Source organism: Acidovorax sp. 94 (assembly GCF_003634645.1).
GTDB lineage: Bacteria > Pseudomonadota > Gammaproteobacteria > Burkholderiales > Burkholderiaceae_C > Acidovorax > Acidovorax facilis.
This window is the reverse complement of sequence record NZ_RBJA01000001.1, coordinates 2,237,196-2,260,149: the sequence shown is the minus strand read 5'-3', so window position 1 is coordinate 2,260,149 and position 22,954 is coordinate 2,237,196. Positions and strand designations below refer to the sequence as shown.

15 protein-coding genes are annotated in these 22,954 nt (G+C 66.1%); 7 read left to right on the top strand and 8 right to left on the bottom strand.

The features are described 5' to 3' along the window. Nucleotides 1-42: 42 nt before the first annotated feature. The 3 genes from C8C94_RS10400 (at nucleotide 43) to C8C94_RS10390 (ending at nucleotide 6,158) form a co-directional block, all read left to right on the top strand. Complete coding sequence (locus C8C94_RS10400) at nucleotides 43-1,296, top strand: efflux RND transporter periplasmic adaptor subunit (protein ID WP_055400929.1); 1,254 nt, start codon at nucleotides 43-45, stop codon at nucleotides 1,294-1,296. A 28-nt stretch (nucleotides 1,297-1,324) separates the two neighbouring features. After that, nucleotides 1,325-4,558: an efflux RND transporter permease subunit gene (locus C8C94_RS10395; RefSeq protein ID WP_121420664.1), complete on the top strand. Its 3,234-nt coding sequence runs from the start codon at nucleotides 1,325-1,327 to the stop codon at nucleotides 4,556-4,558. A gap of 100 nt (nucleotides 4,559-4,658) precedes the next feature. Then, nucleotides 4,659-6,158 (top strand): efflux transporter outer membrane subunit, encoded by a 1,500-nt coding sequence (locus tag C8C94_RS10390; RefSeq protein WP_233573446.1) that lies wholly within the window; start codon nucleotides 4,659-4,661, stop codon nucleotides 6,156-6,158. A gap of 996 nt (nucleotides 6,159-7,154) precedes the next feature. Here the strand turns inward: C8C94_RS10390 and C8C94_RS10385 are convergent. After that, nucleotides 7,155-8,327, bottom strand: a complete 1,173-nt coding sequence (locus C8C94_RS10385; RefSeq protein ID WP_121420663.1) for a pyridoxal phosphate-dependent aminotransferase — start codon at nucleotides 8,325-8,327, stop codon at nucleotides 7,155-7,157. A gap of 88 nt (nucleotides 8,328-8,415) precedes the next feature. Between C8C94_RS10385 and C8C94_RS10380 the strand changes: the two genes are divergently transcribed. The 4 genes from C8C94_RS10380 (at nucleotide 8,416) to C8C94_RS10365 (ending at nucleotide 11,869) form a co-directional block, all read left to right on the top strand. Further along, entirely contained in the window at nucleotides 8,416-9,852 is a 1,437-nt protein-coding gene (locus C8C94_RS10380) for an NAD-dependent succinate-semialdehyde dehydrogenase (protein WP_121420662.1), read from the top strand. A 232-nt stretch (nucleotides 9,853-10,084) separates the two neighbouring features. Continuing rightward, entirely contained in the window at nucleotides 10,085-10,633 is a 549-nt protein-coding gene (locus C8C94_RS10375; RefSeq protein WP_055399548.1) for a MarR family winged helix-turn-helix transcriptional regulator, read from the top strand. Next, a complete protein-coding gene (locus C8C94_RS10370) occupies nucleotides 10,630-11,313 on the top strand; it encodes a GNAT family N-acetyltransferase (RefSeq protein WP_121420661.1) in 684 nt (227 codons plus the stop codon). The genes C8C94_RS10375 and C8C94_RS10370 overlap by 4 nt, the downstream gene beginning before the upstream one ends. Nucleotides 11,314-11,524: 211 nt before the next feature. Further along, the gene (locus C8C94_RS10365; RefSeq protein ID WP_121420660.1) at nucleotides 11,525-11,869 is read left to right on the top strand and encodes a PepSY domain-containing protein; all 345 of its coding nucleotides are present in this window, start codon (nucleotides 11,525-11,527) and stop codon (nucleotides 11,867-11,869) included. A gap of 120 nt (nucleotides 11,870-11,989) precedes the next feature. Here the strand turns inward: C8C94_RS10365 and C8C94_RS10360 are convergent, their stop codons facing one another. From C8C94_RS10360 to C8C94_RS10330, 7 genes are all read right to left on the bottom strand, one after another. Next, nucleotides 11,990-12,955 (bottom strand): porin, encoded by a 966-nt coding sequence (locus C8C94_RS10360; protein WP_121420659.1) that lies wholly within the window; start codon nucleotides 12,953-12,955, stop codon nucleotides 11,990-11,992. Between the two features lie 356 nt (nucleotides 12,956-13,311). Further along, on the bottom strand, nucleotides 13,312-15,498 hold the full coding sequence (locus C8C94_RS10355; RefSeq protein ID WP_121420658.1) for a TonB-dependent siderophore receptor: 2,187 nt from the start codon (nucleotides 15,496-15,498) through the stop codon (nucleotides 13,312-13,314). Nucleotides 15,499-15,622: 124 nt separating this feature from the next. Further along, nucleotides 15,623-17,758 (bottom strand): TonB-dependent siderophore receptor, encoded by a 2,136-nt coding sequence (locus C8C94_RS10350; protein ID WP_121420657.1) that lies wholly within the window; start codon nucleotides 17,756-17,758, stop codon nucleotides 15,623-15,625. A gap of 163 nt (nucleotides 17,759-17,921) precedes the next feature. Continuing rightward, on the bottom strand, nucleotides 17,922-18,659 hold the full coding sequence (locus C8C94_RS10345) for a TonB-dependent receptor (RefSeq protein ID WP_121420656.1): 738 nt from the start codon (nucleotides 18,657-18,659) through the stop codon (nucleotides 17,922-17,924). A 186-nt stretch (nucleotides 18,660-18,845) separates the two neighbouring features. Next, nucleotides 18,846-21,068, bottom strand: coding sequence for a TonB-dependent siderophore receptor (locus C8C94_RS10340; protein WP_121420655.1), 2,223 nt, complete (start codon nucleotides 21,066-21,068; stop codon nucleotides 18,846-18,848). Nucleotides 21,069-21,093: 25 nt separating this feature from the next. Further along, nucleotides 21,094-21,354 (bottom strand): hypothetical protein, encoded by a 261-nt coding sequence (locus C8C94_RS10335; RefSeq protein WP_121420654.1) that lies wholly within the window; start codon nucleotides 21,352-21,354, stop codon nucleotides 21,094-21,096. Further along, entirely contained in the window at nucleotides 21,351-22,580 is a 1,230-nt protein-coding gene (locus C8C94_RS10330; protein ID WP_121420653.1) for a PepSY domain-containing protein, read from the bottom strand. The genes C8C94_RS10335 and C8C94_RS10330 overlap by 4 nt, the downstream gene beginning before the upstream one ends. Nucleotides 22,581-22,954: the final 374 nt, after the last annotated feature.

Below are 22,954 nucleotides of genomic sequence, written 5' to 3'. Positions count from 1 at the left end.
CCGGCTCGCTCCACAAGGGCGGCCTTAACGATTGAAACGACCATGAACTCCAATCCTCTCTCCAAGAGCCGCCCGCTGGGACTGGCCACCCTTGCCACTGCTGTGACGGCCACCGTGGCCGCCATCATCCTTGTGTTCCAGGCGCCCGCCGCCCAGGCCGATGGCACCCCTGCTGCGCCCCCGGCCATGCCGGTGTCGGTGGCGGCCGTGCTCCAAAGAGACATCGCCCTGTGGGACGAGTTCTCCGGCCGCCTCGAAGCCGTGCAGCGCGTGGACGTGCGCCCGCGCGTCTCGGGCGCCGTGCAGGCCGTGCACTTCCGCGAAGGCTCGCTGGTCAAGCAGGGCGAGCTGCTCGTGACGGTGGACCCCGCCCCTTACGCCGCCGAAGTGGACCGCGCCGAAGCCCAGGTGGTGGCTGCACAGGCACGCGTGTCGTACACCCGCAGCGAACTGGAGCGCGCCACGCGCCTGCTCGAAGAAAAAGCCATCGCCCAGCGCGAGCACGATGAGCGCCTGAACGCCCAGCGCGAAGCCGATGCCAACCTGCGCGCCGCCCAGGCTGCGCTGCAGACCGCGAAGCTGAACCTGGGCTACACCCAGGTGCGCGCCCCGGTGGCGGGCCGTGTGGGCCGCATCGAAGTCACCGTGGGCAACCTGGTGGCGGCCGGTCCGGGCGCTCCCGTGCTGACCACGCTGGTTTCCGTGAGCCCCATCTACGCGAGCTTCGACACCGATGAGCAGATCGTGGTGAAGGCCCTGGCCGACCTGCAAAGCGGCCAGCGCGGCAACAGCGCCCGCCAGCTCATCGAGCGCATTCCTGTGCAGATGGGCACCGGCACTGCGGGCGGCACGCCGCACGCCGGTCGCCTGCAGCTCATCGACAACCAGGTCGATGCCAAGAGCGGCACCGTGCGCGTGCGCGCCGTGTTCGACAACGAAGACGGCTCGCTCATCCCCGGCCAGTTTGCCCGCGTCCGCATGGGCCAGGCCCGCAACACGCAGGCGCTGCTCATCAACGAACGTGCGGTGGGCACCGACCAGAACAAGAAGTTCGTGATGGTGGTGGGCGAGGGCAACAAGGCCGAGTACCGCGAGGTCACCCTGGGCGCGCCGATTGACGGTTTGCGCGTGGTCACCTCGGGCCTGAAGGCGGGCGAGAACATCGTCGTCAACGGCCTGCAGCGCGTGCGCCCCGGCGCCGTGGTGGCGCCACAGCCTGTGCCCATGACCGCCAAGGCCGAGATTGCGGGTGATCGCAAGGAAGCCAAGAACGCCGCCAAGTCGCCAGCCGCCTGAGCGCGCTGGACACCAGGAATTTGCATCCATGAACCTGTCCCGTTTTTTCATCGACCGCCCCATCTTTGCCGGGGTGCTGTCGGTGCTCATCTTCCTCGGGGGGCTGATCGCATTGCGCGGTCTGCCCATCTCCGAATACCCTGAAGTCGCGCCGCCGTCCGTGGTGGTGCGCGCCCAGTACCCGGGCGCCAACCCCAAGGTGATCGCCGAGACCGTGGCCACGCCGCTGGAGGAATCCATCAACGGCGTGGAAGGCATGCTCTACATGGGCAGCCAGGCCACCACCGACGGCGTGATGACGCTGACCGTGACCTTTGCCCTGGGCACTGATCCCGACAAGGCCCAGCAGCTGGTGCAAAACCGCGTCTCGCAGGCCGAGCCGCGCCTGCCCGAGGAAGTGCGCCGCCTGGGCGTCACCACTGTGAAGAGCGCGCCGGACCTGACCATGGTGGTCCATCTGGTCTCGCCCAACAACCGCTACGACATCGACTACCTGCGCAACTACGCGGTGCTCAATGTGAAGGACCGCCTCGCCCGCATCGGCGGCGTGGGCCAGGTGCAGATCTTCGGCGGCGGCGACTACTCCATGCGTGTCTGGCTCGACCCGCAAAAGGTCGCGCAGCGCGGCCTGTCGGCCAGCGACGTGGTGACCGCCATCCGCGGCCAGAACGTGCAGGCCGCTGCCGGGGTGGTGGGCGCATCGCCCGGACTGCCCGGCGTGGACCTGCAGCTGTCCATCAACGCGCAGGGCCGTCTGCAGACCGAAGAAGAGTTCGGCGACATCATCGTCAAGACCGGTGCCGACGGCGCGGTGACGCGCCTGCGCGACATCGCCCGCCTGGAGCTGGGCGCGGCCGACTACTCGCTGCGTTCGCTGCTCAACAACGACCCGGCCGTGGGCATGGGCGTGTTCCAGGCGCCGGGCTCCAACGCGCTCGACATCTCGTCGAACGTGCGCGCCACCATGGACGAGATCCAGAAGAACATGCCCGAAGGTGTGGAGTACCGCATTGCGTACGACCCCACGCAGTTCGTGCGTGCCTCGATCAAGTCCGTGATCCACACGCTGCTCGAAGCCATCGCCCTCGTGGTGCTGGTGGTGATCCTGTTCCTGCAGACCTGGCGCGCGTCCATCATCCCGCTGCTGGCTGTGCCGGTGTCGGTGGTGGGTACGTTTGCGGTGCTGCACCTGCTGGGCTTCTCGATCAATGCCTTGAGCCTGTTCGGCCTGGTGCTGGCCATCGGCATTGTGGTGGACGATGCCATCGTGGTGGTGGAGAACGTGGAGCGCAACATCGAGGCGGGATTGACCCCGCGCGAGGCCACCTACCGCGCCATGCGTGAAGTGTCCGGCCCCATCATCGCGATTGCGCTGGTGCTGGTGGCCGTGTTCGTGCCGCTGGCCTTCATCAGTGGCCTCACAGGCCAGTTCTACAAGCAGTTCGCGGTGACCATCGCGATCTCCACGGTGATCTCGGCGATCAACTCGCTGACCCTGTCGCCCGCCCTGTCAGCACTGCTGCTCAAGGGCCACAACGAGCCCAAGGACGCGCTCACGCGCGGCATGGACAAAGTGTTCGGTGGCCTGTTCCGCGGCTTCAACCGCCTGTTCCACCGTGGCTCCGAGGCCTACAGCGGCGGCGTCAAGCGCGTGATCGGCCGCAAGGCGCTGATGTTCGTGATCTACCTCGCGCTGGTGGGGGCCACCATGGGCCTGTTCAAGATCGTGCCCGGCGGCTTCGTGCCCGCGCAGGACAAACAGTACCTCATCGGCTTTGCGCAGTTGCCCGACGGCGCCACGCTGGACCGCACCGAGAACGTGATCCGCCGCATGGGCGAGATCATGAAGGAGAACCCCAACGTCGAAGACGCGATTGCCTTCCCGGGCCTGTCGATCAACGGCTTCACCAACAGCTCCAACGCCGGAATCGTGTTCGCCACGCTCAAGCCCTTTGCCGAGCGCACCCGCGCCGACCAGAGCGGCGGCGCCGTGGCAGGCCAGCTGAACCAGGCCTTTGGCAGCATTCAGGACGCGTTCATCGCCATGTTCCCGCCACCCCCGGTGGCGGGCCTGGGCACCACGGGAGGCTTCAAGCTGCAGATCGAAGACCGTGCCTCGCTGGGCTACGAAGCCATGGACGGCGCCGTGAAGGCCTTCATGGCCAAGGCCTACCAGACGCCCGAGCTGACCGGCATCTTCAGTAGCTGGCAGGTCAATGTGCCGCAGCTGTACGCCAACATCGACCGCACCAAGGCACGCCAGCTCGGCGTGCCCGTGACGGACATCTTCGACACGCTGCAGATCTACCTGGGCAGCCTCTATGCCAACGACTTCAACCAGTTCGGCCGCACCTACAGCGTACGCGTGCAGGCCGATGCGGCCTACCGCGCGCGGGCTGAAGATGTGGGCCTGCTCAAGGTGCGTTCCAGCACCGGCGAGATGGTGCCGCTGTCGGCGCTGATGAAGATGGAGCCGAGCTTCGGCCCCGAACGTGCCATGCGCTACAACGGCTACCTGGCTGCTGATGTGAACGGCGGCCCTGCACTCGGTTATTCATCGGGCCAGGCGCAGGCCGCCATCGAGCGCATCGCGGCTGAGACGCTGCCCCAGGGCATCACCTTCGAGTGGACCGAGCTGACCTACCAGGAAATCCTGGCGGGCAATTCTGCCGTGCTGGTGTTCCCTCTGGCCATCCTGCTGGTGTTCCTGGTGCTGGCCGCGCAGTACGAAAGCCTCACCTTGCCGATTGCCATCATCCTGATCGTGCCCATGGGCATCCTGGCGGCCATGACCGGCGTGTGGCTGAGCAACGGCGACAACAACGTGTTCACGCAGATCGGGCTCATCGTGCTGGTGGGGCTGTCAGCGAAGAACGCGATCCTGATCGTGGAGTTTGCGCGCGAACTGGAGTTTGCCGGGCGCACCCCCGTGCAGGCCGCCATCGAAGCCAGCCGTCTGCGCTTGCGTCCTATCCTGATGACCTCACTGGCCTTCGTCATGGGTGTGCTGCCCCTGGTGCTGTCCACCGGTGCCGGCGCCGAAATGCGCAGCGCCATGGGCGTGGCGGTGTTCGCCGGGATGATTGGTGTGACGGCCTTCGGCCTGTTCCTCACGCCCGTGTTCTACGTGCTGCTGCGCAAACTGGCAGGCAACCGCCCGCTGGTGGAGCATGGCGCGCATGTGGCGCCCATCTCGCACACCCCGGGCAGCGGCGGCATTGCCCACCCGGTGCTGGCAGCGCCGCGCAAGGAGCACGAATGATGCTTTTGAAAACGGTGACAACAAAAATCTTTGTGGCCCTCGCCACGTGCTCCGCGCTGCCGAATGCAGCGGGCGTAACGACTGGGGCAGGAGAACAACCATGACCGATTTGCTATTGAAGAAAAACTCCACCGAGGGTGCTGCCTTTGGCGTGCGCAAGCGCAGCCTGCTGGCGCCCCTGGCCGCCGCCCTGGTGCTGGCCGGTTGCATGACCCAGCCCGTGGCCCCCGCGCCGCATGCGGGTGTGCCCGTGCCCGCCAGCTTCACGGCAGGGGGCGACGCGCTGCCCACGGCCCCCTGGACGGTGGCCGTCCCCGCCGAGGCGCAGCCGCGCGGCGAGTGGTGGCTGGGCTTTCAAGACCCGGTGCTGGCCGACCTGGTGCAGCGCGCGGGCCAGGCCAACACCAGCATCCAGCAGGCCGCCGCGCGGCTGGCCGAAGCGCGCACGCTGCTGCGTTCTGCTGACGCCGCGCGCTCGGTGCAAGTGGGCGCCTCGGCGGGCGTTGCGCGCCAGGCCGGTGCCAACAGCACGGGCAGCGTGGTGCCATCCACGCTGGGCACGGCGGGGCTCAATGCCTCGTACGAGCTGGACCTGTTCGGCCGCCTCTCGCAAACCAGCGACGCCGCGCGCTTGGACGCCGACACGCGCGAGGCTTTGCTGCAGAGCACGCGCCTTATGGTGCAGGCTGATGTGGCGCAAACCTACCTGCAACTGCGCGCCGTGCAGGCCGAGCAGGTGCTGGTGCAAGAGAGTCTGGCCGCTTACCAGGACACCCTGCGCCTGACACAGCGCCGCCTGCAAGCCGGCGATGTGGCCGAGCTGGACGTGGCCCGTGTGCAGACCGAGGTGGCGGCCACCGAGTCCGATGCCCTGGGCTTGCAGCGCCAGCAGGCCTTGCTGACCAACGCGCTGGCTGTGCTGGCCGGCGAGGTGGCCAGCGGCTTTGTGCTGCCGCCCGCAACGGGCGATGCCGCGTTGCCGGTGATTCCGCCGGGCGTGCCCGGCACGGTGCTGGCGCGCCGGCCCGATGTGTCGGCCGCGCAAACTGCCGTGCTGGCCGCGCAGGCACGCGTGGGCGTGGCACAGAAGGCGTGGTTCCCGGCCGTCACGCTCACCGGCAATGCGGGGCATGCGTCGCCCGAGCTGGGTGACCTGTTCAAGTGGTCGGCCCGTGCTTGGGGCGTGAGTGCGCTGCTGTCGCTGCCGATCTTTGACGGCGGCCAGCGCGATGCACAGATCGAGGGCGCCAAGGCCCGCCTGGAGGCTGCGCTGGCGGACCATCGGGGGCAGGTGCTCAACGCGTTTCGTGACGTTGAGGACCAGTTGACCTCGCTGCGCTTGTTGTCTGGCCAGGCCGAGGCGCAAGGGCGTGCGGTGACTGCGGCGCGGCGGGCCACGCAGTTGTCGGATGTGCGGTATCGCAATGGCTTGGTGAGTCAGCTGGAGTTGCTGGACGCGCGGCGCAGCGAATTGCGCAATCGGCGGCAGGAGTTGCAGGTGCGGACGGCGCAGTATGTGGCGACGGTGGGGTTGATTCGGGCGCTTGGAGGCGGGTGGGGGGATCAGCCTGCTGTGAAGGTGGCGCAGGTGTCGCAGTAGTTTTTTTGAGTGATTTCGGCTGCTGGCGCTTATCTATAAAGCGCTGGCAGCTATTGTTTTTGTAGTTCTTTGTTCTTGGGGACCCGTTCGGCCTGAGCTTGTCGAAGCCTTGGCGTGCTGGTTTGAAAAGCATGCTGGGGTTGAGGGCGGAGGCCGGGTTGTCGCCCCGGCGGGCGACTCACTTTTCTTTGCTTCGCCAAAGAAAAGTAAGCCAAAGAAAGGCGACCCCCAGTCTGCGGCCCCTGCGCTTCGCTACGGGGCAAACCTGCGTCGGGGCGGTTGCGGGGTGCGCCGTGGAACTCGCTTTGCTGCTGCGCAGCGCCGCTCGGACAACCACGGCGAGTCAGTTAACAAGGCATGGGCGCTTCGACGCCCATGCCACCCCGCAACCGCCCCGCCGCAGGCGCAGCCAGCAGGGGTGGGGCAGCAGAACATCCGAACAGCCAAACTGCCCTTCGGGCCATCGCTGCGCTCGGCCCTGCCGTCGCAGCGCGTGGCGCTTGCGCCCGCGAGATGGGGCCGAGCGAAGCAATGGCCCGTGTGGATGTCCGCTCCCCCGGGTTCCCTTCTGGATGCGCCTGGGGCGCGCAGGGCGCGGGGTGGCATGGGCGTCGGAGCGCGCATGCTTCGTGAACTGACTCACCGCAGTTGTCCGAGCGGAGCGCCGCAGGCGCGCAGCGAGTTCTGCGGTGCACCCCGTGACCGAGCACCCCAGGTTGCCCCGCAGCGCAGCGAAGGGGTCGCAGACAGTAGGGTCGCCCTTTCTTTGGTTCCTTTCTTTCGGCGACGCGAAAGAAAGGGACTCGCCCGCCGGGGCGACATCCCGGCCTCTGCCCTCAACCCAAGCACGCCGCCCAAACTAGAGAACGAGCTTCCACCGGCTCCGACAAGCTCAGCGCGAACGGGAAGGAGAGCCCCAATAACTATAAAAACAATAGCTGCTAGCGCTTATTCCAAAAGCGCCAGCAGCCAAAATCGTTCAAAAATCCCTTTCCATCACCCCTTCAACCACCCCCTCAACCTCCCCACCCCTTCCCCCAACCTCCCCACATCCCGGCTCGCAAAACACCACCGCAACCACCCCTGTGCCTCGCCCCCGAACGCACTGCCCGGCGCCAACCCCAACCCCGCCTCCCGCACCAGCAGCTTGGCCAGCGTCAGGCAGTCGTCGTAACCGTCGATGCGGAAGAACGCATACATGCCCCCACGCGGCGTGGCCACCGACACTCCCGGCACATCGGCCAGCAGCGGCACCAGCGTGTCTCGACAGTTGCGAAGATGGTTCACCAGCGCAGGCGTCACCTCCTCCGTGCGCTGCAGCGCCACCGTGGCCCCGCGCTGAACGAACACCGGCGCGCACGAAGTGTTGAACTCGATCAGCTTGCCAACGGCATGCGTCAGCGATGGCGGCAACACCAGCCACCCCAGGCGCCAGCCGGTCATTAAAAAACTCTTGGAAAAACTGTGCGTCACCACCAGCCGGTCTTCCGGCTCGGCTACGTCCAGAAAGCTGGGGGCCGCGCCATTGGCCGTGTCGCCCGCGTAGTACAGACGCTCATACACCTCGTCCGCCAGGATCCATGTGCCCGTGCGGCGGCAGTGCGCCAGGATGGTGGCTTGCTCCTCGCGCGTCAGCGTCCAGCCCGTGGGGTTGTTGGGTGCGTTGACGACCAGCAGGCGCGTGCCAGGTGTGATGGCGGCCAGCAGCGTATCCATGTCCAGCTGCCACGCGCCGTGCACGTCGGCCACCAGTGGCACGGTGCGCACCTGCGCACCCAGAATGCGCGGCTGCGCCACCAGGTTGGGCCACACGGGGGTGACCAGCACCACCTCGTCGCCCGCGTCCACCAGCGCCTGCACGGCCACCATCAGGCCGTTCACACCGCCGGACGTCACTGCGATGCGGTCAAACCACGCATCGGTGTGCTGCTGCGGGTGCAGGCCGTGCATGTAGCCCGCAATAGCGTGGCGCAGTTCGGGCAGACCCAGGTTGTGGGCGTAAAAGGTCTCGCCCTTTTGCAGTGAGGCAATGGCCGCGTCGCGGATGAAATCGGGCGTCACCTCGTCGCTCTCGCCGAACCAGAACTTCAGCACATCGCTGCGCCCCAGGCCTTCGTTGGCCACTTCGCGGATGCGCGACTCTTCGAGGCTTTGGACTACTTCTCGCATGCAATCTCCTTGAAATACACAGCCATCATCGCAGGCGTATAGTCGTTTTTTTGATTTTTTCACCACCTTGGCTGACCAACCAACGCTCATGACCTATCCCAACACCCAGCTCTTCATCGCAGGCCAGTGGCAAGACGCCGCTGAAGGCAAGACCCTTGCCGTGTTCAACCCCGCCACGGGCAAGGAAATCGGCCGCGTGGCCCATGCCACCAAGGTCGACCTGGACCGCGCGCTGGACGCCGCACAAAAGGGCTTTGAAGCCTGGCGTGACATGCCTGCCGCCGAGCGCGCCAAGACCATGCGCCGCGCAGCGGCCCTGATGCGCGAGCGCGCCGAGGCCATTGCCGCCATCATGGTGCAAGAGCAGGGCAAGCCCCTGGCGGAGGCCAAGGTCGAGACCATGGCGTCTGCCGACATCATCGAATGGTTTGCCGACGAATCGCTGCGTGTGTATGGCCGCATCGTGCCCTCGCGCAACCTCAAGGCCACGCAGATGGTGCTGAAGGACCCGGTGGGCCCCGTGGCGGCCTTCACGCCCTGGAACTTCCCCATCAACCAGGTGGTGCGCAAGCTGGCCGCCGCGCTGGGCGCCGGTTGCTCCATTCTGGTCAAGGCACCCGAAGAAACCCCCGCCAGCCCCGCCGAGCTGATCCGCGCGTTTGCCGATGCCGGTGTGCCCGCAGGCACCGTGGGCCTGGTCTATGGCGACCCCGCTGAAATCTCCAGCTACCTGATCCCGCACCCCATCATCCGCAAGGTCACCTTCACCGGCTCCACGCCCGTGGGCAAGCAACTGGCCGCGCTGGCTGGCAAGCACATGAAGCGTGTGACGATGGAGCTGGGCGGCCATGCACCGGTCATCATTGCGGAAGACGCCGACCTGGAACTGGCCATCAAGATCGGCAGCGGGGCCAAATTCCGCAACGCAGGCCAGGTCTGCATCTCGCCCACCCGCTATCTGGTGCACGAGAGCATCCGTGCCGATTTCGTGGCTGCCTTCGCCAAGTACGCGCAGGGCCTGAAGGTGGGCGATGGCCTCACGGCCGGCACGCAGATGGGCCCGCTGGCCAACCCCCGCCGCATCACGGCGATGGCCGACCTGATGGCCGACGCCGTGCAGCAGGGCGCCACGCTGGTGACGGGTGGCGAGCGCATTGGCAGCGAAGGCAACTTCTTCCAGCCCACGGTGCTGAACGACGTGCCCCTGTCGGCCCGCATCGTGAATGAAGAGCCCTTCGGCCCCGTGGCCGCGATTCGCGGGTTTGAAAAGATTGAAGACGCCATTGCCGAAGCCAATCGCCTGCCGTTTGGCCTGGCCGGTTATGCCTTCACTTCGTCGCTGAAGAACGCGCACCTGTTGGCGCAGCGCCTGGAAGTGGGCATGTTGTGGATCAACCAGGCCGCCGCGCCCGCGGCCGAGCTGCCGTTTGGCGGGTTGAAAGATTCGGGCTATGGCTCGGAAGGCGGCCCCGAGGCCATCGAGGCGCACCTGAACACGCGCCTGGTCTCGATCATGAACGTGTAAGGACGAAACGCCGGAGAGCTGGCGCGGCAGGGCTGTCGCGCGCAGCCCGGCTGCGGGTGTGGCCAAGTCAAAGCCTGCGCGCGATCTTTCAGGAGCCTTCCTGCGAGATCGTCCGCAGGCTTTTGTTTTTGCGCGCTGAACCAGTCTGGCAAGCAGTGCCAGGGCAGCCGCGAAGAAATCGATTGACGTGGCCTGTCAAATACATATCATGATATATATCTAAGGAAAAAACATGATCCAAGATGTCGTCAAGGAACTCGGATTCCTCACCCTCGGCACCCGCTTCAAGCGTATTGGTGAGGCGCTGCAGGCGCAAACGCAGGCACTGCTGACCCAGCACGGCATCGACATGCCTGCAGCGCACTTCCCGTTGTTGGCGGCGCTGGACTGGCATGGTGCGCTGGGGGTGGGCGAGCTGAGCCAGGCCGTCGGCGTCAGCCAGCCGGTGGTCACGCGCTCCTTGAAAGGGCTGGAAGACAGCGGGCTGGTGCAGTCGGAGGCGGTGGAGGGTGACCGGCGTGTGCGCCGCGTGGCGCTCAGCTCGCAAGGCCAGGCACTTGTGCAGCGGGCGCAACGCGATGTCTGGCCCGTGCTGGAAGCCTCCGTAGCCCAGGTGTGTGCGTCGCTTGAAGGCCCCTTGCTGGACCAGTTGGAGGCGCTGGAGGCGGGGCTTGCGCGCACCTCGCTGCTGCAGCGCTCGGCTGCCACCATCGCCGCAGAGCACGCCACAGGCCGTCGCCAAAAAACTCCCCGTGCCCCAGGAAAGGAAACAGCACGATGACCACCACCAACCCCTTCGACCGGCCCGTCTGGGCATCGCTGACCTCCACGCCCGGCCTGGCAGAAGGTGGCGACCTGGCCAAGCGCTACCGGCGGGACGTCAACCTGTTTGCTTCGGCCCGGGATGACGCCGATGACGCCAGCCTTGCCGCGCTGGCCGGTCTGGTGGCCGAGGGGGAATCGGTCTTCGTGCTGCAAGCGCAGCCCATGCCGGTGCCCCAGGGGCTGCAGGCCCTTCGCCGCGCCGTGGGCGTGCAGATGGTGGCCGGGCGGGCTATCGCAGCCGAGCCCGGCGCGGAGGCCGTCGTCGTGCTGGGGGATGCCGATGCTGCTGCCATGGTGGCCCTGGCGCAGTTGACTGAGCCCGGCCCGTTCCTTGTGCGCACCCACACCATGGGCCGCTTTGTGGGCATCCGGTCCGAAGGTGTGCTGGTGGCCATGGCGGGTGAACGCATGCGTTTTGAAGGCGGCACCGAAGTGAGCGGCGTGTGTGTCCACCCCGAGTTTCGAGGGCGCGGTTATGCCCGCCGGCTTTCATCCGTGGTGGCCCACGCCATTCAACAGCGGGGGGACCAGCCCTTTTTGCATGCCTGGACCACGAATGAAGCCGCCATTGCCTTGTACGAGAGCCTGGGGTTTGAAATCCGCACGGAGGTGCAGGTGACTGTCTTGGGAAAATAAGGCAGTAGACCGGCTGAGGACACGCCATCCCAGACCGCCGCATTTTATGCTGACCATCTCAAGGGGCTAAGCGGACTTGAGATAATAAAATTCTGAAGAGTGAAAATAAAATGCACCGAACCATTGATATTTTTTGCAGGATCAATTGAGTTAAGCAAAAATTAATCTGGCATGGCTAGCATGAAACCATCATTCCATTGGAGGCCTGTCGATGAACCATGCTGTGAGAAACGTCGCTGCGAGTGCGGTGGGAGCCTTGGCCTTGGCTGTGTCCGCGCTGGCGGCGGAGGCCGATAAGCCGCCCGTCCAGTCGGCGGGGCCATCCAGTTTCAGCCGCGAGCGCGCTGAAGATGTGTGTACGCGGGAGCCGCGAAGCCAGTGGTTGCCTGAGGCGGAAATGCGCCTGCTGGCGGAGTTTCGTGGCTACAAAATCGCCACATTCAAAATCGCCAATGGCAGTTGCTACGAAATATACGGATTCAAGAGTGGCAATATGGTCGAGGCCTATTTCGACCCCGTAACGTCGAAACTCGTGCGGCAGAATATTGCCAAATAAAACCGCTGCCAAAAGGCCGGATGCTGTAGCGTAAAAAAACCCCGCACTCCGAAGAAGTGCGGGGGTAAATAGCTGTATGTCTGCCCTCCCACCAGTTAGGGCAGCAGCGGGATCAGGCCATCAGAAGTTGTGGCGCACACCCATCGCGAAGGAGCTGAAGTCGTTGCCCGCAGTGGCCACGCCGTAGCTGGCGTTGTGGTTGTTGTTGATGCGGGTGTAGTACGTGTAGATCTTGGTGCGCTTGCTCAGGTTGTAGTTGTAGCCCACGGTGTACTGGGTGGCGGCGCTGTCGGCCACGTTGGAGTACTTGCCGGCACGGCCCACGTTCAGGTGGAATTCCGACACGCCCATGATGTAGGCACCCGACAGGCGCACGTTGGTGCGGTTGCCGCCGTTGGCGAAAAACACGTTCTTGTCGCGCTGCACGTAGGCGCCCACCACGAAGGGGCCGGTCGAGTACGAAGCACGCACCGCGAACTGGTTCTGGTCGTCCAGCTTGGAGTAACCGGCGCCCAGGCCCAGCTTGCCGATCTCGTAGTTGGCAGCCAGGTCGAGGCTGTTCTTGCCGCCGGTGCCGCTGGCTTGCTCATGCATGGCCCAGCCGGCTTCGAACGTGGCGCCGCCCAGGCTGGGGGCGCGATAGGCGATCTTGTTTGCGTCGCGGGCAGGGTAGGCGTACAGCGCATCCGACGACGAACCGGTGTCGTGGTTGTGGTTGCTGATGAAGTCAGCGGTGGCGTAGTAGGACTCTGAAGTGAAGTTGCCCAGACGCAGCATGCCGAAGCCACCGGCAAGGTTCACTTCGCTCTGGCGGCCGAAGAAAGTGGAGCTTGTGGCGCCGGTGCTGGAGTCAAAGCCGCTTTCCAGCTGGAAGCCTGCCATCAAACCGCCGCCCAGGTCTTCCTGGCCCTTGAAGCCGAAGCGGGAGGAGTTGTTGAACAGGCCGGTCTTGGACACATTGCCTTCTTTTTGGTGCTCGAACGTGGTGTTGACCCGGCCGTACAGGGTGACGCTGCTCTGTGCAAAGGCAGCAGACGTACCCACCAGGGCCAGCGCGGCGAGGGCGCAGTGGTTAATCGTTTTCATTAGCAAGGTTTCCTTAAATCAAATTTTGTTTGATGACAAATAATCACCGGCCAAAAACGCACAGGGGTGATGCTTTCGGGCCGTCGCTACAAGCAAGTTTGATGCCTGTGGTGATGTGATCGTTGCACTTTGCAACGGAGGGGGATGCTAATGGCCTATTTGTATGTCCGCCACAGGGGTAAACACCTTTTACCCGTGGGGGTGTTGGTGCTGTGCAACAAATCTGAAAATTTGCCCCTTGAGCGCCGCCGTGTGGGTCGGTTGAGCATCGCTGGGCCATGCCCCGGAGGCAAGAACCTGTTGAAAAGAGGAGCGAGCCCAGCGGGCGGCAGGCACCGATGCGGCCCGTGGCTTCTTCAGAACCGATACGTCGAAGTCAGCGTGTACGTCCGCGCCTGCCCATAGAAACAATCCCCTCGCGCCAGGCACTGCGTGATGTGCACTTTGTCCGCCAGGTTCACCACGTTGAAGGCCACGCGCCAGTCGCCTGCGTCGTAGGCCACCATGGCATCGGCCAGCGTGGCGGCCGGGGTGCTGATGGCGCTGGTACCGCTCCACTGCGAGCCGGTGTAGCGCACGCCAGCGCCCACCGTCCAGCCGCCACGGCCTTCGCTGGCGAAGCGGTGGCTCAGCCACGCGGATGCTGTGTGCTTGGGCACGCTAGCAACCGGGGTGCCCTGGTCGCCGGCGTTGCTGCGGCTGATCTTGGCGTCAGTGAAGGCATAGCCCACGGTGAAGTCCCAGTTGCGTGCCAGGCTGGCCTGCACCTCGGCCTCGAAGCCCTTGACCTTCACTTCGCCGATCTGCAGGCTGTTGAGCGGGTTGGTCGGGTCGGTGGTCTTGCGGTTCTTTTCGCGCAGCTGGTAGACGGCGGCGAAGGCGTTGATGCCCTGGCCAGGCGGCTGCCACTTCACACCGGCCTCCCACTGCTCGCCGCGCTGGGGCTTGTAAGGCGTTCCATAGGCGTCCACACCGCCCAGGGGCTGGAACGACTCGGAGTAGCCCGCATACGGTGCCCACCCGCCATCCATCTGGTAGGTGACGCCCGCGCGTTTGCTCCAGGCCTTGTCGTCGGCTGCAGCGGCGGGTCGGCCTTCGGTGTCGCTCTTGGCGTTGTCGTGGCGCAGGCCCAGCGTGGCGGTCCAGCGGCCCCACTTGATCTGGTCCTGGGCGTAGAAGCCCAGCTGGCGCTGCTCGACGCTGGGCACGCGTGCCAGGGCCGATGCCGATGGCGCCGTGAAGTTGCCGTACACGGGGTTGTACACATCGATGGCCGGTGCCACGGCGCGCCAGCTTTGCTGGCCCCAATGGTTGCGCTGCACATCGAGGCCACCCAGCACGGTGTGCTCGGTTTCACCCCAGCGCAGCTTGCCTTCGACTTGCGTATCCACCAGCAGCATGCGCGCGTTGCCCAGCGTCCACGAGGCGTCGCGCAGCACGGTGCGGTTGTCGGCGTTGAACACGGGGCGCGCGGGGCGGCCCAGTGCGGCATTGGCGGCAAAGCTGGTGTACAGCGTGCGGTAGTCCACGTCGCTCACACTGCGGCGCAGGTTCTGGCGCACGGTCCAGGCGCTGTCGATCTGGTGGCTGAACAGGTAGCCCCAGGAGGTGCTTTCGGAGTTGTAGCGGTCCCAGCCGGGTTCGCTGATGAAGGTGTTGGTCGGGATCTGCCCGTAGCGGTTGGGCAGCTGCGTGCCCTGCCAGGGGAAGAAGCCGATGAGCGAACCGCTCTTGTCCTTCTGGTGCGTGAGCTGCAGCGTGAGCGAGGTGGCGGCGCTGGGCTTCCAGGTGACGGTGGGGGCGATCACTACGCGGTCGTCGCGCACATGGTCCACCTGCGTGTCGCTGTCGCGGCCCACGGCCACCAGGCGGTAGAGCCATTCGCCATCCTGCGTGAGCTTGCCGGTCATGTCGGCGGCGAGCTGCTTGCGTGCGTTGCTGCCCAGCTGCACTTGCACTTCGCGCTGCGTTTCGGCTTGCGGGCGCTTGCTGGTGAGGTTGAGCACACCGCCCACGCTGCCCTGGCCATACAGCACCGACGAGGGGCCGCGCAGGAACTCGACACGCTCCAGCGTGTAGGGGTCGGGCCGGGTGTCGTTCCAGTAGCCGATGAAGCGCACCATGCCATCGAGGTACTGCGTCACGTCACCGCCGCGCGCCTTGAAGGTGTCCTGGCGGCTGTCGAAATAGTTGGACACGGCCCCCGCCGTGTACGCCGTCACCTGGCGCAGCGTCTGCACGCCCTGGGCCTCCATCTGGTCGCGGGTGATCACGCTGATGGCCTGCGGGGTTTCGATGAGCGGGGTGTCGGTCTTCGTGGCGCTGAGGGCGCGCTTGGCCACAAAGCCGGTGACCGGCGCGGTGGGGCTTTCCTGCTCGGCGCCCGCACTCACGGTGACGGGGGCCAGGGCTTTCTCTGCAGCGGGCGCCGTGGGAGCGGTGGGGGCTGTGGGTGTGGCCTGCTGCGCATGGGCGGCGCCGCACAGGGCGAGCAGGGCCGCGTGCGCGATGGCGGTGCGGCAAACGGTGATGCCAGATTGCATGGTGCTGTTTCTCCGATGGTTGAAAAAAGGGGGCGGGCCCGAAGGCCAGGCACGGCGCGTGGCGCGCCTGGAACGCTTGGCTTTGGGGCTGGCGATGGGACAGGCGCAGCCTTGGCGCAGGTCTTCAGAACGTGTAGTCCAGCGACACCTGCAGGCTGCGTGGCGTGCCGGGCACCACGGCGCCAAAACCGGCGGCGGTGGTGGTGCCGTCGATGTAGTAGCGGCGATTGCCCGCGTTCTTCAGGTTGGCCTGCAGCCGCACGCCGCCTGCAAACTGGTAGCCCACGGCCAGGTCGGCCACGGTGTAGCCGGGCAGGCGCCACCTGTTGTCGTTGGCCGTGAACTTGTCGCCCTGGTGCACCAGGCCACCACCCACCCACAGGCCTGGCAGCTGGGGCAGGCGGTATTGCGTCCACAGCGATGCGGTGCGGCGCGTGGCCCGCTCGACGCGGTTGCCCACGTTGGCACCGGCCGTGGTGTCGGCCAGCACCTTGGGGTCGTGGAAGCTGGTGTTGGCCGTCACCGTCCAGCCGGGCGTGATGCGGCCCTGCAGCTCCAGCTCGATGCCCCTGATGCGCTGGCGCGCGGTGAGCACCGAGTAGCCGGGGCGCGCCGGGTCGGTGGCGGGGGCGTTGGTCAGCTCCAGGTCAAAGGCCGACACGGTGGTCATCAGGCGCTGGTCCAGCCATTCCTGCTTCCAGCCCACCTCCAGCTGCTTTCCCTCCGAGGGCGGGGCCGATTGCGCCCCCCACACCAGCGTGCCCGAGTTGGCCTGGAACGAGCGCGCATGGCTCGCGTAGAGCATGCTGCCCGGGCGGGGCTCCCAGCTGATCGCCGCGCTCGGCTGTGTCTTGGTCACGTCGGTGACGGGCGTGGTGTAGGCGTCTTTGAAGCGGTCGTGGCGCAGGCCCAGCAACAGGCCGAAATCGCCCAGCACCATGCGGTCTTGCACAAACACACCGGTGTTGCGGGCGTCGGAGGAGAGCTTGCCCACGCCCGTGGAGGCCACGGGTGGCACCAGGCCTGCAACGGGGTTGTAGAGGTCGATAGCGCCCAGGTTGCCTGTGGTGCGCGCGCCATAGAAGCCCGCAATGGCGCGCCAGTCCAGGCCCGCCAGCACCGTGTGCTTGACCGCGCCGGTCTGCAGCTGCGCGCGCAGTTCGGCCAGAGCCGTGTCCGACGTGTATTTTTGCCCCGGCGCCATCCAGTAGCCGCGCGCCACGCGGCCGTTGGTCACTGGGCCCATGGGCGACACGATGTTCACGTTGCGAAAGGTCTCGTTGCGCGACAGGTGCACGCGGCCTTCCAGCTGGTCCGAAAAGCGGTGCTGCAGCTCGGTGGAATAAAAGCGCAGATGGCCATCGGTTTTCAACCAGGGCTCGCCGTAGAACGCGCCCACCGGCAGCACATCCGCGCTGCGTGGATTCTTGGGGTCGGGCACGGCCAAACCGGAGGTCGAAGTGCCGTCGATGCTTTGGGTCTCGGCCTGCGCACGCCAAACGGTGTCGGGCGTGATCTGCCACTCCAGGCTGCCCGCAATGCCTTGCTTGCGCGGGGTGTTGCCATCCACAAAACTGCCGCCCCGGCTGGCGCCGCCGTCCAGGCGGTAGCGTAGCGTGCCATCGGTGTTGAGCGGGCCAGTGAGGTCGAACTCGGCACTGCGCCAGCCATGGCTGCCGGCGCCGATCTTCACGGTGCGGAGCGGATCGGCTTGTGGCCGCTTGCTCACGTAGTTGACGAGGCCGCCGGGCGCGACTTGGCCAAACTCCAGCGCGGCGGGGCCCTTGATGACTTCCACCCGCTCGATGTTGAACAGCGGTGGGTCCAGCAGGTGGATGAACTTGGCGCCGTCGCGAAGGAAGTTGTAGGTGTTGTTGGCCCACAGCCCCCGGATGGAGAACTGCGAGTACGAGCCGTAGTACTCGCTGCGCGACGAAACGCCCGAGGCATTGCGCAGCACATCGCGCTCGGTGGTGGCCATCTGCTGCTCCAGCAACGCGTTGTCGATCACGCTGACCGAGCGCGGCGTCTCCAGCACCGACAGGCCCAGGCGCGAGCTGCTTTGCGCGCGCCGTGCGGGCGTGGCGGCTTCGCCTGCCGTGGAGTCGATGACATCGACCTGGCGCAAGGAGGGGGCGGCTGCTGGAGCGTCGGAGGGTATAGGTGCGGGTGCTGTGCTGTTCTGCGCGAACGCGGTGCCGCACACAGCCAGCAGTGCGGCTTGCGCCACAGCGGTGCGCAAGAGATTGGGGTGAATCATGGTGCTATCATATTAATAGCTGTTGGCGCTTGTCGGTAAAGCGCTGCAGCCCTTTTTGTTTGATATGAATGCCGACCGCCGGGGCGTGCCAAGGCAGTACCACGCGCCGCGAGAGGGCGGTGATTTGTGCGGTTAGCGAATCGGCGGTGGCGGCAGCCGGGGCTCAGTGGGCCTTGGGCGGCTCGGGCAGGGCGGGCGACGCCATGCCGTCGGCCAGCACAAACGTGAGCGTGGTCACGTAGCTGGCTTCGCCGTACTTCTCGCCTTGCACTTCGCCGGGGGTCTTGTCGCTGTGCTTCACCTCGGCCACGTACTGGCCCTTCCAGGGGGTGACGAAGGTCACCGTGCCGTCTTCACCTGCCTCGGCCTCGCGCGTCCAGCCCGACGGGGCGGCCAGCTGCACCTTGGCCTTGGGCAGCGGCGCACCCTTGTAGACCACCTTCAGCTCGCCGGGCTTGCCGGTGGGCACCAGGTCCAGCGGCGCGGTGGGTGCCACGGGCTTGGCCAGGCTGGCCACCCAGCGGGCCGAGGGCTGCCAGATCATGGCAGGCAGGTTGCGCTTGCTGCGGTCGATCAGCGGGTAGGTGGCGGCGGCGAACAGCGTGTCGGGCGTGCCCGTGGTGGTGTAGACAAAAGCGTCTTTGGCGAGCTGGCCTTCCACGCGCTGGGCGGCGGCACCTGCGCGTTGTTGTTCCAGTGCGGGCACACCCTTGAACTGGTCCAGCCGGCCGGGCGAGGTCTCGCGCAGGTTCTCGTTGAACTCGCCAAAGTGCAGGCGCGCCTGGCCGCCAGCGTTTTCGAGCCAGACCTGGTGGGCTTGGGCGGAGTTCACCGCGGTGAGGGCGCCGCAGGCCAGCAGGGCGGACAGCAGCGGGGCTTGGAGGCGTTGGTTCGAGGACATGGACGTTTTCCTTTCGGTGGTTTTAGTGACAGCAAAAAACAGCGGAGCGCAGTGCTCCACACCCCCGGCGCTACGGGGGAAAAAACTCATTTTTTGATAGCTGCCTGCGCTTGTTGGATAAGCGCTGGGTGGCTTTTTGACCCTGAAACGGGTCTTGGCAGTGCCTGTGTGGCGCGGGGTGCCGCTCTAGAAGTCCACGCTCACGCTCAGCGACAAGGTGCGCGGCGCACCCACCACCAGGTAGCCCGAGCCGGGGTAGCCGCCGACTGAGGCCCAGTAGTTGCGGTTGGTCAGGTTGTCGATGCGGGCGCGCAGTGTGACGAGCTTGCCTTGCACTTCCGTCATATAGCGGGCACCCACGTCGAGCCGGTTCCAGCCGGGCACGCGCAGGGTGTTGGTCGCGTTCGCATAACTGGCGCCGGTGTGCACCCAGCGGCCGTCCACGGCCAGGCCCGGCACGCCGGGCACGTCCCATTCCGCCCCCAGGTTGGCTTGCAGCTTGGGTACACCGATGACGTGCTGGCCGTCGGTGGCGGCAGCGCCGGTGGTCTGCTGCTTGGCATCCAGCCAGGTCAGGCCGCCCAGCAGGCGCAGGCCCTTGGTGGCCTCGCCTTGCACGGCCAGCTCGATGCCCTGGTGGCGGTCCTTGCCGCTGGTGCTGAAGAGGTTGGCCGCGTTCAAAAACGCACGCGGCTTGGTGGTGGAAAACAGCGCCACGCTGCCGCCCACGCGGCCGGCGTCAAACTTGATGCCCACTTCCTTTTGTTTGGAGACATACGGCGCCAGCATCTCGCCACGGTTGGTCGCCGTGCTGGGCGCGGTCTGGCCCTGGCTCAGGCCTTCCACATAATTGGCATACACCGACAGGCCCTTGTCCACCTTGTAGACAGCCGCCAGCAGCGGGCTGGTGCGGCTCTGGTCGTAGCGGTCGGTCTGCAGCCCGGTGCCGTAGTCGTAATTGGCGATCTCCATCTTCTGGTGGCGCAAGCCCACGGTGAAGAGCATGCGGTTGTCCATGAACGCCATCGTGTCACCCAGCGCAAAGCTGGACAGGCGCGTGCTGCCGGTGCGCAGGGGATTGGCCAGGTCGCCGCCAAACAGGGTGTTGGCGCTGAAGCCGGGCAGGTTGGTGGCTATGGGGTTGTAAAGATTGGTGGCGTGCGTGTTGCGCCAATCCATGGCGTAGGCGTTCTTCTTTTCGAAGTCGTAGTGCGACGCCACCGCCACCCATTCATGCCCCACGCTGCCGGTCTGCAGCTTGCCGCGCAGGCCCAGCTCGCCGGTGTTCACACTGTCCTTGCGGGTGTTGTCAAAGCGGTAGGTGGTGGCGGCTCCGCTGGCGGCGTTGGTCACCGTGAGGTTGGCCAGTGAATTGGCTTCTTCGCCACGGCGCGCGCCCGCCGCAGCCCAGGCCGTGGTGCTGGGCGACAGGTCCCACTCGCCACGCAGCGTGCCGAACACATCGCGCTCGTTGGAGTAGCTCCAGGGCTGGGCAAAGTTGGTCTGGTTGTCGGGCACGCTCGGCACCGTGGTCACAGCGCTGCCCAGCGTGACGTTGGTGCGGGTGTTCTTGAGCTTGTGGTCCTGCCAGCCGATATCGCCCGACAGGCGCACATCGCGGCTGCGCCAGTCCAGGCCCACGGCCAGCAGGCCGAGCTGCACGTCTTCGTGGTCCACCGCCGTACCGCCATTGCGGCCAGCAGCATTCACGCGGATGCCCGTATTGCCATCGGGCCCAAAGCGCCGGGCAATGTCGGCCGCCACCTGCGTCTGGCCGCCGCTGGCCACGCCAAAGGTCACGCGGCTCAAGGGTTCGTTGGGCGCGCGCTTGGGCAGCAGGTTGATGCTGCCGCCCAGACCGCCGCCGTTGGGGCTGGCACCGTTCAAAAAGGCCGATGCGCCGCGCAGCACCTCCACACGCTCGAACAGCTCGGTGGCAATGTATTGGCGCGGCAGCAGGCTGTACAGGCCGTTGTAGGCCGTGTCGTCCGAATCGAGGATGAACCCCCGGATGAAGAACGCCTCCTGAAAATTGCCAAAGCCACGTGCAACGCGCACCGTGGGGTCGTTCTGCAGCACATCGCCCACGCTGCGGGCATGGCGGTCCTGGATCAGTTCGTTGGTGTAGCTGGTGATGGAAAACGGCGTGTCCATCGCGTCCTTGGTGCCCAGGATGCCCGCACGGCCCCCACGGGCCACCTGGCCGCCGGGGTAGGCGGGCGATAGGCCTTGCGCCGATGCGTCAGCGCTGGCGTTGACGGTGACGGTGGACAGGGTTTTGCCGTCGGGCTCGGTGCCGCTGGCCGTCGCTTGCGCCCAAGCGGCAGGCGCGCCCAGTGTGAAGAGCAGGGCGGCGGCCAGTGCGGCTGGGGTCAGGGCAGGGCGGCGAGGGGAATGGGGATTGCGCATGGCGTGGTGAAGGTGCGGGGAATGTTCAGAGTGGCGTGGCGTTGGCGTTGGTGCCCGCTTCGTCGGCATCGGTGCGGGGTTTGTCATGGGCGCGTTGCGCAGTGGCCCTTGGCGTGGTGCGCGGCCAGCAGGTCCAGCCCATCACCGCCACCGGAATGCCCAGACCCACCCACGACCACCAGTCGCCCCAGGTGTCGGACACCAGTGCCGTGATGAGGCCGGTGGTGGTCAGCACACCCATCACGATGGGCCAGCCCCACAGCGACCAGAAAGGGCTCGCCTTCATGCGCGGCCCTCCGTGCTTGGCAGCGCGCCGCCAGTGCGTGCGGCAGCCGTTGGCGGCAGGCCGGTGTGGCCGTGCACGGTGGCTGCCGCCGTGGCGGTGCTGGTACTGGCGTTGCTGGCGCTGCCCGCCTGCGCACCTTTGCGCAACCACAGGTACAACCCGCTGCCCAGCACCACGATGGTGGCAATGTCGAGCAGCGCCCAGAGGATCTTCATCGGCATGCCGCCGTAGTCGCCAAAGTGCAGCGGCTGCGAGACCAGCAGCGCAGTCAGGTACCACGGCAGCTGGGGCGCTGCTGTGACCTGCGCCGTGCGCGCATCCACCAGCACGGGCTTGAGCAGGCGCGAGGTGAGCGGCTCGTTGCCCCGCAGGAAGAATGTGTTGTGATGCGGGCTGGAAAACGCCGTGCCCGGGAACGCAATGAACGACAGCTTGGTGCCCGGCGCCTGGGCCTGCGCCACCTCCAGCGCTTGCTGCAGCGGCCCGCGCTCTGCGGCGGGCACGATGGGCTGGCCCTCATAGGGCTTGAGCAGCACTGACAGCTGGTCGTACTGCCAGTACTTGATGAGCAGATCGGCCCACGTGTTGATCATGCCCGTGCCGCCCACCACAAACGCCCACACCAGCGTGACGATGCCCAGCAGGTTGTGCAGGTCCAGCCACTTCACGCGGGTCGAGCGATCACGCCGCACCTCGCCAAACGCGAGCTTGCGCATGAACGGCGCATACAGCACCACCCCCGTGACGATGGCCACCAGCAGCAGCAAGCCCATGAAGCCCAGAAACAGCTTGCCCGGCAGCCCCGCAAACAGGTCCACATGCAGCTTGAACATCACGTACATGAAGCCCTCGTCAAACCGTGGCTGCGCCAGCACCTGGCCCGTGCGCGCATCCACCGCCACGGAGCGGAAATCGTCCGTGGGCGCCGGTGTGGGCGTGAGCGTGACGAACCACACGTTGTCATCGTCCTCCGCGTGCGACGCGAACTGCACCACACGATCCGGGTGCAGCGCCTGCGCAGTGGCCAGCACCTTGTCGAGGCTGGCGCGCGGCGTGTTGGCGGGCATCGCAGGCGCCTCCACCTCGGTGCCAAGCAGGTGGCCAATTTCGTGGTGAAAGATCAGCGGCAGGCCGGTGATGCACAGCAGCAGCATGAAGACGGTGCACACCAGGCTGGACCACTTGTGGGTCCAGCTCCAGCGGCGCAGGGCGGTGGGGCTCAGCATGGCGTGGGGGCGAGGTGGCAAGGGCAGTCGGGCAGTCGCACCACCGCTAGCGCCGCCCACGGCACGGAGCGCGCTGTCGCAACAGAAAAGGCGAAAAAGTGGTTCATCAAGCCAGACAACCCGGAAACATCGGAAGACGGTGGGTGCTGGCTGCAGCCGGGAGGCCTGTTCAAAAAAGGCTCCGGGGGAGGGCTGTGGCTTGCGGAAACCTAATTTTACATTGCAAATGGGAATTGTTTTTATTCGTGACTACGTGGGGGGTAAGGATGTTGCGAAATCGGCTCCGCCTGCTGCCCATCAGGCGCTTTGTGGGAGGGATGGCTTTGCGCACAGGGGCTGCGGATGCAGGGCGTGGTTTGAGTCTGCAGGCTATA